The sequence below is a fragment of the Embleya sp. NBC_00896 genome, from assembly GCF_045207785.1.
Taxonomy (GTDB): domain Bacteria; phylum Actinomycetota; class Actinomycetes; order Streptomycetales; family Streptomycetaceae; genus Embleya.
The window spans coordinates 2,079,048-2,091,789 of the sequence record NZ_CP108777.1; the positions used below are offsets into that span (position 1 = coordinate 2,079,048).

Here is a 12,742-nt window from a genome sequence, read left to right on the forward strand (position 1 = left end):
AGGGCGAACCCGAGACGGATGACGGCGAACGGATCGGCCCGGTTCACATGGCCGGTTCGGCCGCGGTGGGCGGCGACGGAGGGCAGGAACGATGGTGGATCTCGCAGCCGTTCTGGACGACCTCGAGGCGGAGGGCGCGGCGCTGGATCGTCTCGTCGGCGACCTCGGGCCGGAGCTGTGGGCCGCGGAGACACCGGCGCCCGGTTGGACGATCGCCCACCAGATCGCTCACCTCGCCTGGACCGACGACCAGGTCCGATCGGCCGCGACCGACCCCGCCGCCTTCGCCGCGGCCCTCGAGGACGCCGCGGCCGACCCCGACGGCTTCGTCGACCGGGCGGCGGTGCGCGGCGCGGCGTTGCCGCCGGAGCGAATCCTGGCGCGGTGGCGGACCGGTCGAGCCGCCGTGTCGGCGGTACTGGCGGCGGTACCGGCGGGGCAGCGACTGCCGTGGTACGGGCCGCCGATGAGCGTCGCGTCGATGGCCGGCGCCCGGATCATGGAGACCTGGGCACACGGTCAGGACATCGCCGACACGCTCGGGGTGGTCCGTCCGCTCACCGACCGGCTGAGGTACGTCGCGCGGATCGGCGTACGGGCCCGCGACTACGCGTACGCGGTGCACGGCCTGCGGCCGCCGGAGCGGGAGTTCCGCGTGGAGCTGACCGGACCGGCCGAGGTCGGCGGTCCCTGGACCCACGGTCCCCAGGACGCGGCCGAGCGGGTCAGTGGACCGCTGCTCGACTTCTGCCTCCTGGTCACCCGGCGCCGGCACGCGGACGACCTCGCCATCCGAGCGCACGGAGCGGAGGCCGCCCGCTGGCTGGGCATCACCCAGTCCTACGCCGGGCCGCCCGGACAGGGCCGAACCCCGGGGCAGTTCGCCTGACCCGATCCCTCTCGATCCAGCTCGATCCCTCTCGATCCCTCTCGACCCCTCTCCCTGACCGACCCACCCGCCGGCATCGAACGACCGTGCCCCGCCACCCGCAACGGATCTCGGTCCGCTCCGGGCGGCCATCGGGACGCGCGCCGTCGGCGTCGGCGATGTTCGCAGGCCGGGGCAACTCTCCCGGAGAGAGGGACAGTTGACTCTCTCGCGGGATACCCTTCCCGGATGAGCAACGCTGCGCCCAGAGCGCGTGACACGGGGACGGAAGAGCCGATACGGATGATCGTCGTGCGAAACGTGCGGATGCTCGCACGCCGCGACGGCTACACGGACAGTGCCATCGGCGAGGCGCTGGGGCACGGAAGGTCCTGGGCGTGGCGCCGATTCACCGGCGAACTCCCCTTCGACCTCAACGACGTGGAACGCCTGGCGGACCTCTTCCACGTGGACCCCGCGCATCTCCTTGCCCCGGCCCACACGTGGACTCCGGACCCGGCTCGAAGGGTGGCGTCATGAGCGCGAACCGACGCCCGACCCGCCGTAGGAACAAGCCGGCCACCGCGCGCCGCCCCGACAAGGTGGCCGTGGACGTCGACGTCGACGCCAACGTCGACGCCAACGCCAACGTCGACGTCGAGCACGACAACGGCGCGACGGCCGTCCAGGTCGAGCACCGCCACGACGGCGCGTCCGTGCCGGCCATGTCGTCGGAGGTGATCGAGGCCGCTCTCTACCGGGCGGCCGAGGGGAACTACGCGGCGCAGGCGACCGCGTACATCCTCACGGAGGAGGGCTCGTTCGTACGCCGCCCCGATCTGTACGCCGTGTGCCTGGACTGGTCCGACGACGGCCGGTTCGCCTCCGTGCAATGGCACACGCTGCGCGAGGTGGTCACCGGGACGAACGCCCCCTACCCCGACGGATCGCTGCGCACGATGCTTCTGCTGTGCTGTTCCCTGCACGACGACGGCCCGGCGCCCCTGTCGCAACTGTCGTTGCTGGACACGACCAACGCGCGGATCGTGTCGCGCGGAATCCACATCGCCACGGGCAGGCTGCCGCTCCGCGAAGCCCTGGGCAACACGCGGTAGGCGCCACGAAGGCTCCGACCGGGTTCGGGGTCCGGTCGGGGCTTGTTTCAGATCCGGTTGCGGCGGTGGAGGCGGAGGGCCTTGGCCATGGCGAGGGTGGCGCCGGTGGTCAGGAGTGCGCGGATGCCGTTCCAGATGTTCCAGGTGGTCTCGAAGTCGGTGCGGGCCTTGGTGGGGTCGGCGTCGCCGGTGGAGGCGAGCATCTCGTTGAGGGGGACATTGATGCCCGAGGTGGTCAGCACGGTGGTCGTGTAGAGGGCGAGCGCGCCGATGGCCCACTTCATGGTGGTGCCGCCGCCGCGCTTGCGCAGCTTCCAGGCGGCGACGGCGGGTGCGGCCAGCGCGCCGAAGAACACCGCGAGGAAGAGCGGGTTCTCGATCCCTGTGTTGATGCTCTGCATCGAGTTCACGAACCCGGCGTCGTCCTTGGTGGAGAGCATGGGCATGACCACGGCGGTGAAGGCGACGTAGGTGCCGGCCATGAGGCCGTTGGCGACGGTTCCGGCGGTGAGCCAGCGGCCGACGGTGTCGCGGGTGGCGGCGACGGTGCCGGCCGAGGCAGCGGCGGTGGCGGCGGTGGCGGTGAGGGTGTGGTTCATGGCGGCCATGGCGAACTCCCGAGAGACGTGGTGCGGGTGAGGGACGGTGGGCGGTTGCGGTGTTTCGCCGCCCTGTTCTTCGACACCTCAAGATTCGCGTGTGCGAGCAGCGCGAACAACGGCCGATCCCGCAACCGCGGTTAACCCACGGGTTACCGATCTCGGCCCGGTCGCCCCAGGCGCGAGCGCGTCCGCCGCGAGTCCCGATCGTTTAGTCGCGGTGCACGATCGTCTCGGAATCCGTCGTTGTTCCGACTCCACCGCTGGACGAGTGTTGGGGGTGCCTCCTCCGCGTCCGCGGTGGCGGCGTCCTTTTGCGCGGGAGTGACGTCATGACCGGATACTTCGAACCCCTGACCATGGGCAAGTTGGACCTGCCCAATCGACTGGTGATGGCGCCGATGACACGAAGTCGCGCGGACCGGGCGGGCGTGGTCTCGGAGTTGACCGCCGAGTACTACGCACAGCGGGCCGGTGCGGGTCTGATCATCACCGAGGCGACCCAGGTGAGTGAGCTCGGACAGGGCTACATCCTGACGCCGGGTCTGCACACGGCGGACCAGGTCGCGGCCTGGCGCGGGGTGACTGACGCGGTACACGCGGCCGGTGGCCGGATCGTCGCCCAACTGGTGCACTGCGGCCGGATCGGCCACCCGAGCCTGTACCCGGACGGCGTGCTTCCCGTGGGCCCGTCGCCGATCGCGTCCGGCGAGCAACTGTTCACCGCCGAGGGCATGTTGGATCACCCGACGCCGCGCGAAATGACCCTGGACGACATCCGCGGCGCGGTCGATGACTTCGTCGCCGGGGCCCGCAACGCGATCGCGGCGGGCTTCGACGGGGTGGAGGTGCACGCGGCGAACGGGTTCCTGCTGCACCAGTTCCTGGCAGACGGCGCGAACCGGCGGACCGACGGCTACGGCGGGTCGATCGCGAATCGGATCCGGTTCACCGTCGAGGTCGTCACGGCCGTGGCCGAGGCGATCGGCCCGGAGCGGGTGGGGATCAGGCTCTCGCCCGGGATCACGTACAACGGGATCGGCGAGAGCGACACCGCCGACCTGTACACCGAACTGGTGCGCGCGTTGGCCCCGTTGCCGTTGGCCTACCTGCACGTCCTCGAGATCGTGACCCGGGACGTGACCCGCCTGATCCGTGCCGAGTGGCCCGGTTCGGTGATCCTGTGCGCGCACCCCACGCCGGAGTCGTTCCCGAGCACGCCGGAGATCGGTGCGGAGGCGCTGCGCGAGGGGGTGGCCGACGCGGTCGCGATGGCGGAGATGTGGTTGGCCAACCCGGACCTGCCCGCGCGGGTACGTGCGGGCGGTCCCTACAACGTGGCCGACAAGGCCACGTTCTACGGCGGCGACCACCGCGGTTACACCGACTACCCGACCCTCGACGCGGACGACTGACCGGCGTCCACACGCATCGGAAACCCCGAGGCGCCCTCCTCCCGAGGACGCCTCTCCACCGTGTTGTGAAACAACGGAAATATCAGGAGAAGTCATGGATTTGCAGCTTGCCGGCAAGACCGCCGTGGTGACGGCCGCGAGTGGCGGTATCGGCGGTGCGGTGGTGCGTACCTTGATCGCCGAGGGCGTCAAGGTGCTCGGTGCGGACCGCACGGTCTCGGCCGCGCTGAAGGAGACGGGTGCCGTGACCGTCGAGGCGGATCTCCTCTCAGTCGAGGGTGTGGAGGAGTTGCGGCGGGTGGCCGAGAACGAACTCGGCGGTGTCGATCTGCTCGTGAACGGCGTCGGCGGATTGGCGGGCCTGGATCTGGGCGGGTTGCCGGATCTGGACGACGCGACGTGGCAGCGTGCGTTCGAGTTGAACTTCTTCGGGACCATGCGGATCACCCGCGCGCTGGTGCCGCTGTTGCGGGAGTCGGTGGTCAACATCTCCACGAGCGTGGCGCACTGGCCGGCGTCGGGTCCGCATTGGTACGGGGCGTCCAAGGCCGCGCTGACGGCGTTCGGCAAGGGCCTCGCCGACGAGCTGGGCCCGCGCGGGATCCGCGTGAACACCGTCTCGCCCGCCCTGATCCGCACCCCGTTGTGGGACGAGTATGGTCCGCGCGTCAGCAAGGCCGTCGGCGGCGACTTCCAGGAGTTGATGACCGACCTGCCCGAGAAGATCAACGTCACGCTGGGCCGCTGGGGCACCCCGCAGGAGGTCGCCAACGTGATCGTCTTCCTCGGGTCCCCGGCCGCCGCCTACGTCACCGGCAGCGACTACGTCATCGACGGCGGACTCCTCAAGGTCCTGTAGGCAAGCGCGCATACCGGCAAGCACGCAAACCGGCAAGCACGGCAACCAAGCAAGCGAGCAAGCCCCCGGGGGGCGGGCTCGAACCCGCCCCCGGGCCCCAAGAAAGGGAGCCACACATGCGAGCACTGATCAACGGCCCACAGGGCCTGCACCTCGCGGACGCGCCCGACCCGAAACCCCGCGACTCCCAGGTGCTGGTCGCGGTCGAGGCGGTCTCGCTCAACTTCGGTGAGGTCGCCTTCCGATCACCGGACACTCGCTCGAAGCACGTCTCCGGCTGGGACGCCGCCGGGATCGTCATCCAGGCCGCGGCCGACGGCTCGGGTCCCGCCGTGGGCGCGCGGGTGGTGACGTTCGGCTGGTCCGGAGCCTGGGCCGAGTTGCGCGCGGTCGACACCACCGAACTCGCCGTCGTCCCCGACAGCGTCGACCTGGGCGTGGCGAGCGCGCTGCCGGTGGCCGGTGTGACGGCTCTTCAGGCGGTACGCAGGCTGGGCCCGGTCGTCGGTCGCCGTGTACTGGTCACCGGCGCGTCCGGCGGGGTCGGCCGCTACGCGGTGCGCCTGGCCGCCCTCGCGGGCGCGCACGTGATCGCCTCCGTCGGCGGCCCGCAACGCGCCCAGGGGCTGCCCGAACTGGGCGCCGCGGAGATCGTCTTCGGCCCCGAGGGGCTGTCGGAGCCCGTGTACGGCGTGCTCGACACGGTGGGCGGCGCGCAACTGGCCGAGGCGTTCTACCGGATCGGGCCCGACGGCGTCGTGCTGGCGATCGGCAGGGCCTCGCGCGAGGCGACCACCATCGACTTCGAGGTGGCCGGTACGAAATCCGCCCGGGGGCGACTGGAGAACTTCAACGTCGCCACCCCCTTCGCCGACGACCTCGCCTACCTCCTCCGCCTCCTCGAAACCGGGCGGCTCGACCCGCAGATCGGCTGGCGCGGCCCCTGGAGGCAGGCCGAAGAGGCCGCCCAAGCCCTGCTCACCCGCCGCGTCCCGGGCAAGGCGGTACTCGACGTCGAGTCGTGACCATGACGGCGATCGTCAGCGAGTGACGCGCGCGGCTCAGGGCGACCGCCGTCTCGTGGCAGGCGCGAATACGCGCGGCCACGGGACGCGCTGGCCCGGGAGGGGGATCTTGATCCGCGCAGCGCGTGTCACCCCGGGCTTCGGCCGGGCGCGGAGGAGTGTGGGTGTACTCCCGACCCTTCGGCGAAAGAGAGCTGAGACATGTCGCACGAGGTATCGCGACGAAACCTGCTGGGTTCCGTCGGCGTTGTGGCCGCAGGGGCCTCCATCGCCGGCCTGGGGCTCGGGGACGGCCAGGCCCAGGCGGCGGAGACCCCGCCCCCGTCCGCGTACCCCCATCCCGCCGAAGGGGGTGCGGCCGCATCGGGCGCGTCGCGCGTGCTCCCCGACGATCCCCGGTACGAGACCCTGAGTCAGGGCTTCAACCAACGCTGGACCAGCAGCCCCCGCTACATCCAGGTGATCACCAGCGACGCCGACGTGGTGACCGGCGTGGACGAGGCCCTGCGGCTCGGATTGCGGCCGACCGTACGCAGTGGAGGCCACTGCTACGAGGACTTCGTGGAGAACACGGGCGGCGCGATCCTCGACATGAGCGCGATGAAGGACGTCCGGAAGACGAAGGACAAGTACGGCAAGGCCGCCTACGGCGTGGAGTCCGGCGCCACCATCTGGGACATCTACACGACACTCTTTCGTCGGTACGGCGTGACCATTCCGGGCGGCTCGTGCTACTCGGTGGGAGCGGGCGGGCACGTCTGCGGCGGGGGATACGGGGTGCTCTCGCGTCGCGACGGCCTGACCGTGGACCACCTCGTACAGGTCGACGTCGTCACCGTCGAGAACGGCCACGCCGTCGTGACCCGGGCACACCGTTCGGACCCGCCCGGCTCCCACACGTCCGACCTCTTCTGGGCGCACACCGGTGGCGGCGGCGGGAACTTCGGCGTCGTCCTGCGCTACTACTTCGCCGAGTCCATCCCGGCGCCGCCGCCGAACGTCTGGCTCAGCAGCATCGCGTGGCCGTGGGCCGAGCTGGAGAAGAACCCGGACGACTTCACCAAACTCGTGGCGAACTACGGCAGGTTCTTTGAAACCCACAGCGGCGCCGAGGAGCCGCTCTACCAGAACCTGTTCAGCCTGCTGAAACTCACCCACAAGAGCAACGGCAACGTCGTCCTCTCGAGTCAGTGGGCCGGCGAGGACATCGGCCCCGTCGAAGACTTCCTCGCCGCGGTCGAGGCCGGCCTGCGGACCAAGTCGACGGTCCAGATGTACAGCGTGGGGGATCACTTCCTGCCCTACCCGGACAAGCACCGCAGGATGCCCTGGTTGCAGGCGACCCAGACGCTGAACGGATCGGGCCCCAACCAGCGCGGCAAGTACAAGTCCGCCTACCACCGCAAGGCGTTCACCCCGACGCAGATCGCGGGCATGTGGACCTGGCTGACGCGCGACGTCCCCGACGTCAATCTCACCCAGACCCTGGTCCAGATCGACTCGTACGGATGCCGCATCAACGCGATCCGGCCGCACGAGACGGCCGTCCCACAGCGTGATTCCGTCCTCAAGCTGCAGTACCAGACGTACTGGACCGATCCCGCCGAGGACTCGGCGCACGTGGACTTCATGCGCGGCTTCTACGAGGCGGTCTACGCGGAGACCGGCGGGGTCCCCGAGATCACCGACGCGACACACGACCGCACCACGGACGGCGCCTACGTCAACTATCCCGACGTCGACCTCGGGATCGCGACGGACCCCGCGCCGCAGTACCCCACGCTCTACTACAAGGACAACTACGCCCGCCTGCAACGGACCAAGAAGACCTGGGACCCGAAGAACCTCTTCCACCACCAGCAGTCGATCGTGCCACCGGCACAGTGAGGTCACGGACCGCGCCCGGCCGTTCGCGGCCCACCCACCGCCGCGCACCGCGGGCTCGGGCGACGGTCCGGCAATCCCCTTCCGCCGTACGACGCGATCGCCTGCGCCGCTGGGCTACGCGAGCTCGGCGGCCGCCGTCTCGGCGTCCTCGACCAGGTTCGGCTCGCCCCAGCGAACGGGCCAGGCGAAACGATGCCGGGAACACCGCGAACAGGCTTCCACCGGTCGAAACAGGCTCGACCCGGACGTGACACGGGGTCGACGCTCCCGACATGACGCCGTGACGCCTCGCAAGTGACGTGAGGCCGACGGGTTGTTGTACTCAATGTGCGGTGGGTAATCCACCGCGCCCGGCCGCTGCGCCCACTGCGATCATCGGGAGCCCGCCTCGCCGCCGGCCCGGCCCCTGTGGAACGAACGATTCCCGCAACACACCCCCGCCCAACACGTGCGCGAACACACCCCAGGCTCACGGCCGTTCGTCGCACCAGCCGGTAGTCCCATGCCATACCCCGTCGGCCACCGAATTCCAACGGCCGGGTGACGGCGAGGGCCCGTCCACGCGGAGCGTCCGACTCGGGGACGGGCTCGGGCACAGGGTTCGGTGCGTCACGCGGACTGGAACGGCAGCACCCGTCGCAGTACCGCGTCCGCGCCGGATCCCGTACGCCACTTGATGGTCATCGTGCTGCCGTCGCGAAGGTCCAGACGCAGCAGGGTCTCGCCCGACCACGAGTTCTTGATCCGGGTCCGCGCGATCGAGTGCCAGGGGATCTCGACCACCCGGGTCGCGCCCTGTTCGGCCAGATAGTCGACCCATTCCCGCTCGGTGAACCGATAGGCCGAACCGAGTCGAAAGTCGTCCCGCGCCCGCCGCTGACGCCTGGCCGCCGAGCCGGCGAGTGCGTTGGCCTGGCTCGCCAACACGTTTCGCATGCCGCGCTTGGACGCCCACGGCATGTCGATGTACACGAGCCGATCCTCGAGCAACCACAACCGACTCCCATGCGCGAGCATGTTGGTCGAGCAAGCGTCGGCCACGAAGATCGGCCCAAGCACCCGATCCTCCGCACCCTCGCCCGCGATGGACGCGTCCCGCATCTCGCCTGCCACGTATCCGATTCCCTCCGAGACGATCCCCACGACGGCGACCCTGGATCTTCCCGCCACCGCCCCACCACCACAAGACCCGTCCCGGGCGTGCCCCGTCGTCGGATCCGTGGTCCGGATCGCTCGGAACGGGTGTTTCGGACACGCCGGTTCTCCCCCTGGACCCCCGCGCCCGGCGAGCCCACCCCGGTCCCGGACCGGTGATCCGATCAAGTGTGCGCAGAGGCTATCCACCCCCTCCGACGTGCGAACACGCAGGCCCCACACCCGCCTTCGACACCGACCCGGCCGGACCGCCACTCCGCCTCCGCCTCGCGGTCCGCTGCCGGACCACGGCAACACAGGCCCGCCGCCCGGCTTGTCGGTGATCGTGAGTACGTTCGGCTGCGTCTCGCCGTTCCGGTGTGGCAGTTGTGGCAGTCGTGGCAGTTCCCCTCGGCACGAGAAAAGGAGATGGCGTTGTCGGATTGGGAGGAGTCGAGCACGGCACGGGTGGTACCACCCGCCCGGCCGCGCAAGCTCGCCAAGGTCCCGTTCGTCGAGCTGGCCGACGGACGCCTGCAGGGCGTGGTGTCCAGTGGCTCGGACATCGGGCGCGTCTACGTGTCGTCGATCGCGGCCGGCGACTACACGTTCGCCTGCAGCACCAACAACAACCGGGCCTGCGGCGGCGCGCGCGGCTCGTTCTGCAACCACATCCGGGCCCTGGTCAGCGAGTCGGTGCTGCAGTACGGCGCCGAGCGCGTCGCCCGCTACCTGCGGGTCGAGATCGTGAACGCGGAGCCGAGCGTGCAAAGCATCATCGGCGGCATGACCAACACCCGCCCACCGCAGGGAGACAGCAAGGCCGCCGCACCGGTCTTCAGCAGGTTCCTGCGCCACCTGGCCTACCTGGAACTCGCCCCGACCACCGCGCCGCTGCCGGAGATGCAGTGGTTCCCGCCGACCAGGGCGGTGGCCTGATGCGCGCCGACCTGCTCGCCGAACCCATCGCCGGGCTCGACGAAGCCCTCGCGGCCGTCGACGCCTTCGACCGGACCCTCGTCGGCGGCCTGCTCCGACCCCAGCCCGCCCACGCCGCCGCCCTGACCGAACTCGCCGGTGCCGTCGCGGGGACGCCGCTGGCCTCCCGGGTCGCCGAAGCGGCCGAGAAGGCGGTGGCCGGAGCCGCGAGCGAGGACCACTTCGTCGCCCTCGCCGCCGCCCGCACCGCGCTGCTGGGTTCCGTCCACGACGCGCTCACGGCCCGCGTCGACGAGGCGACCGGCCGAACCCGCATCGAGGAGGCGGCCCCCGAGCCGGGCGAGCCGCCGACGGCGAACCTGCTCGCCGCCGCCCGCTCCTGGCTCTGCGATCTGGCGCGCGCCGGGTGGCAGGGCATCGACCACGACCTGGTCTCCGGGTCGGCGCAAGTGGTCTTCGCGATGCTCCCGGACCCTGCCCTGCGCCGACTGGCGACACTCCTCGACGGCTTCGCCGCCGAACTCGCCGCGTCCTGCCCCGGCGCGACCCTGGAACGGATACCGGTGCGCCGCTGGGCCGACCTGTGGTCGCGCGCGATACTGCTGACGCAGCCCCGAGCCGCCGCGACCGCCGCCGCGCCCGCGACCGGCACCGCGACCGGCCGCCTGCTGCCTCTGGGCGTCGACGTGCACGAGCACGCGACCGCCGCCCAGGCCCAGGTGCACGCGGTGTTCGAGCCCGCCGACGGCACCACGCCCCGCCTGGTGCGCGCGAGCGTCTCGGTACCGAAGCCGGACACGGTTGTCGGCGCCGGCGTCTGGCAACTGCTGCGCCCGCACATGTCGCTGCTGGCAGCCGCCGGCGAAGGCCGCTCGATGGACCTGACGGACATGCCGATCACCGTCGAAGGCGACCTGATCTGGAGTGACGAGCACGCGCGCCTCGGTGCACCCGCCGACGCCTTCGCCACCGCCCGCGTCGCCCTCCCCGGCGCCGACGCCGCGGCGACCGCACCGCTGGACCGGCACCCGGCACACATCGCGATACCCGTGTTCCTGGAGGGCTACGCCGTGCACACGGACGACGCCGCCCCGACGTTCACCGTCGCCGGACACCGACTCGCCGTCCGGACCGACCGCGTGCCGACCGCCGGCCCGCTCACTCCCGAGGCCGTCGCGACATCCGGCGCGTGCATCGGCCTGTTGCGCTGGGACGGCGGGACGTTCGGCATCCAGCCGCTCGCCGTCGAGACCACCGTGAAGAACAAGACGGTCGCGATCCACGCCGGGGCATGGGCCGGCGGCACGACCGACAAGCAGGGCGTCAAGGCCGAGAAGGCCGCCACCGACGCCGTGGCGGTGTTGCGCGAGCGCGCCGGAAAGCTGCTGCGGAAATGACCGAGCCCACGGCCGAGCACAGGGCCGAACCCCCGGCCGAACCCACGGCCGAGTCCACGACCCGGCCCACCCCCGAACCCACCCTCGCCGACCCCACCCTTGCCGACCCCACCCCCGCGGTGGACCCCGACGAGAACCGCCGCCAAGTCCTCTACTGGCGCCTCCTCGCGCGCCTGTTCGACCACGAGGAACAGGCGTCGCTGGAATCGGCGAGCCTGGCTGTCGTCGAGGACATCGGCCTGCCGCCCGCGCTCCTGGACCCACAGGTCTCGGTCGACTCGATCGTGCAGCGCCACCCCGAACTGGCCGACGAGTTCGACGGCCTGATGGTGCCCGAGCCCGACGAGGACGGACGCGACCGCGCCGCCGAGGTGCGACGCGCGGCGATGGTGTCCAAGGTGCTGCTCAACGTCCTCGCCACCGGCTCCGGCACGGTCACCGCCGGACAGCTGTCCCGATGGCAGTCCGACGCCGGCTGGTTCGAGCGCGCGCTCGGCTGCAAGCCCGGCGAATTGCGCGGCGGCCGCCCGGGACCAAGCGCCCCGGGCCCGGGCGTCTCCCCGACCGGAACCGGCGGCCGCGGCACGACACCCGACCTCGGCAACCTGATCCCGACGATCGGCCCCGAACTCGGCGCCATCGAGGCCGACCTCGTCAAGCGCATGCACCTACGCGAGGTCCTCGCCGACCCCAGGCTCGCCGCGCAGCTGACCCCCAGCATGTCGCTGATCGAACAGCTGCTGCACGACAAGAACAACCTGTCCGGCGTCGCCCTGGCCAACGCCAAGGTCCTGATCCGCCGCTTCGTCGACGAGGTCGCCGAGGTCCTGCGCACGCAGGTGGCCAAGGCCACGGTCGGCTCCCTGGACCGCTCGATCCCGCCCAAGCGGGTGTTCCGCAACCTCGACATCGATCGCACGATCTGGAAGAACCTCACCAACTGGAGCCCGGAGGACGAACGGCTCTACGTCGACCGCCTCTTCTACCGCCACACCGTGCGCAAGACCACGCCCACACGCCTGATCGTGGTCGTGGACCAGTCGGGCTCGATGGTCGACTCCATGGTGAACTGCACCATCCTGGCATCGATCTTCGCCGGACTGCCGAAGGTGGACGTGCACCTGATCGCCTACGACACGCGGGCGATCGACCTCACACCGTGGGTGCACGACCCCTTCGAGTCCCTGCTGCGCACCACCCTGGGCGGCGGCACCGACGGCACCGTCGCCATGGCGCTGGCCCAGCCGAAGATCGCCGAGCCGCGCAACACCGTCGTGGTGTGGATCTCCGACTTCTACGAATGGCACACCGATCGGCTGTTCGAGAGCATGGCCGCCATTCACCGCTCCGGGGCCAAGTTCATCCCGGTCGGCTCGGTGACCAGCTCCGGCCGCGGCAGTGTCAACCCGTGGTTCCGGGAGCGCTTCAAAGACCTCGGCACACCGGTGATCTCCGGCCACATCCGCAAGCTCGTCCACGAACTCAAGACGTTCCTCGCCTAGAA

Annotated in this window: 12 protein-coding genes; 10 read left to right on the top strand and 2 right to left on the bottom strand. The window is 70.8% G+C overall.

The window, feature by feature from the left end:
• Window positions 1-91: 91 nt before the first annotated feature.
• The 3 genes from OG928_RS42710 to OG928_RS42720 all read left to right on the top strand — a co-directional run bounded on the left by OG928_RS42710 (window position 92) and on the right by OG928_RS42720 (window position 1,983).
• Entirely contained in the window at window positions 92-889 is a 798-nt protein-coding gene (locus OG928_RS42710) for a TIGR03084 family metal-binding protein (RefSeq protein ID WP_331767413.1), read from the top strand.
• Between the two features lie 228 nt (window positions 890-1,117).
• Window positions 1,118-1,408: a helix-turn-helix domain-containing protein gene (locus OG928_RS42715; protein WP_406291766.1), complete on the top strand. Its 291-nt coding sequence runs from the start codon at window positions 1,118-1,120 to the stop codon at window positions 1,406-1,408.
• Entirely contained in the window at window positions 1,405-1,983 is a 579-nt protein-coding gene (locus OG928_RS42720; RefSeq protein ID WP_331767415.1) for a hypothetical protein, read from the top strand. The genes OG928_RS42715 and OG928_RS42720 overlap by 4 nt, the downstream gene beginning before the upstream one ends.
• Before the next feature lie 47 nt (window positions 1,984-2,030).
• Here OG928_RS42720 and OG928_RS42725 read toward each other — a convergent pair whose 3' ends face one another.
• Window positions 2,031-2,591, bottom strand: coding sequence for an anthrone oxygenase family protein (locus OG928_RS42725; RefSeq protein ID WP_331767416.1), 561 nt, complete (start codon window positions 2,589-2,591; stop codon window positions 2,031-2,033).
• Window positions 2,592-2,914: 323 nt separating this feature from the next.
• Here OG928_RS42725 and OG928_RS42730 point away from each other — a divergent pair, with 323 nt between their 5' ends.
• From OG928_RS42730 to OG928_RS42745, 4 genes are all read left to right on the top strand, one after another.
• Window positions 2,915-3,997, top strand: a complete 1,083-nt coding sequence (locus OG928_RS42730; protein WP_331767417.1) for an alkene reductase — start codon at window positions 2,915-2,917, stop codon at window positions 3,995-3,997.
• A 94-nt stretch (window positions 3,998-4,091) separates the two neighbouring features.
• Window positions 4,092-4,856: an SDR family oxidoreductase gene (locus OG928_RS42735; protein WP_331767418.1), complete on the top strand. Its 765-nt coding sequence runs from the start codon at window positions 4,092-4,094 to the stop codon at window positions 4,854-4,856.
• A 116-nt stretch (window positions 4,857-4,972) separates the two neighbouring features.
• Window positions 4,973-5,881: a zinc-binding dehydrogenase gene (locus OG928_RS42740; RefSeq protein ID WP_331767419.1), complete on the top strand. Its 909-nt coding sequence runs from the start codon at window positions 4,973-4,975 to the stop codon at window positions 5,879-5,881.
• A 201-nt stretch (window positions 5,882-6,082) separates the two neighbouring features.
• Window positions 6,083-7,768, top strand: coding sequence for a BBE domain-containing protein (locus OG928_RS42745; RefSeq protein ID WP_331767420.1), 1,686 nt, complete (start codon window positions 6,083-6,085; stop codon window positions 7,766-7,768).
• Window positions 7,769-8,377: 609 nt separating this feature from the next.
• Here the strand turns inward: OG928_RS42745 and OG928_RS42750 are convergent.
• Window positions 8,378-8,911 carry a hypothetical protein gene (locus OG928_RS42750; protein ID WP_331767421.1) on the bottom strand — a complete coding sequence of 178 codons (534 nt, stop codon included), beginning with the start codon at window positions 8,909-8,911 and terminating at the stop codon, window positions 8,378-8,380.
• Window positions 8,912-9,331: 420 nt separating this feature from the next.
• Between OG928_RS42750 and OG928_RS42755 the strand changes: the two genes are divergently transcribed.
• From OG928_RS42755 to OG928_RS42765, 3 genes are read left to right on the top strand one after another with little or no spacing between them, the layout of a single operon-like run.
• The gene (locus tag OG928_RS42755) at window positions 9,332-9,841 is read left to right on the top strand and encodes a hypothetical protein (protein ID WP_331767422.1); all 510 of its coding nucleotides are present in this window, start codon (window positions 9,332-9,334) and stop codon (window positions 9,839-9,841) included.
• The gene (locus OG928_RS42760; RefSeq protein WP_331767423.1) at window positions 9,811-11,238 is read left to right on the top strand and encodes a hypothetical protein; all 1,428 of its coding nucleotides are present in this window, start codon (window positions 9,811-9,813) and stop codon (window positions 11,236-11,238) included. The genes OG928_RS42755 and OG928_RS42760 overlap by 31 nt, the downstream gene beginning before the upstream one ends.
• The gene (locus OG928_RS42765) at window positions 11,235-12,740 is read left to right on the top strand and encodes a VWA domain-containing protein (protein ID WP_331767424.1); all 1,506 of its coding nucleotides are present in this window, start codon (window positions 11,235-11,237) and stop codon (window positions 12,738-12,740) included. The genes OG928_RS42760 and OG928_RS42765 overlap by 4 nt, the downstream gene beginning before the upstream one ends.
• Window positions 12,741-12,742: the final 2 nt, after the last annotated feature.

Excerpts from the sequence above, each read along its gene's own strand:
- OG928_RS42710 (WP_331767413.1), top strand. The coding sequence starts at position 92 with ATGGTGGATCTCGCAGCCGTTCTGGACGACCTCGAGGCGGAGGGCGCG.
- OG928_RS42715 (WP_406291766.1), top strand. The coding sequence starts at position 1,118 with ATGAGCAACGCTGCGCCCAGAGCGCGTGACACGGGGACGGAAGAGCCG.
- OG928_RS42720 (WP_331767415.1), top strand. The coding sequence starts at position 1,405 with ATGAGCGCGAACCGACGCCCGACCCGCCGTAGGAACAAGCCGGCCACC.
- OG928_RS42725 (WP_331767416.1), bottom strand. The coding sequence starts at position 2,591 with ATGGCCGCCATGAACCACACCCTCACCGCCACCGCCGCCACCGCCGCT.
- OG928_RS42730 (WP_331767417.1), top strand. The coding sequence starts at position 2,915 with ATGACCGGATACTTCGAACCCCTGACCATGGGCAAGTTGGACCTGCCC.
- OG928_RS42735 (WP_331767418.1), top strand. The coding sequence starts at position 4,092 with ATGGATTTGCAGCTTGCCGGCAAGACCGCCGTGGTGACGGCCGCGAGT.
- OG928_RS42740 (WP_331767419.1), top strand. The coding sequence starts at position 4,973 with ATGCGAGCACTGATCAACGGCCCACAGGGCCTGCACCTCGCGGACGCG.
- OG928_RS42745 (WP_331767420.1), top strand. The coding sequence starts at position 6,083 with ATGTCGCACGAGGTATCGCGACGAAACCTGCTGGGTTCCGTCGGCGTT.
- OG928_RS42755 (WP_331767422.1), top strand. The coding sequence starts at position 9,332 with ATGGCGTTGTCGGATTGGGAGGAGTCGAGCACGGCACGGGTGGTACCA.
- OG928_RS42765 (WP_331767424.1), top strand. The coding sequence starts at position 11,235 with ATGACCGAGCCCACGGCCGAGCACAGGGCCGAACCCCCGGCCGAACCC.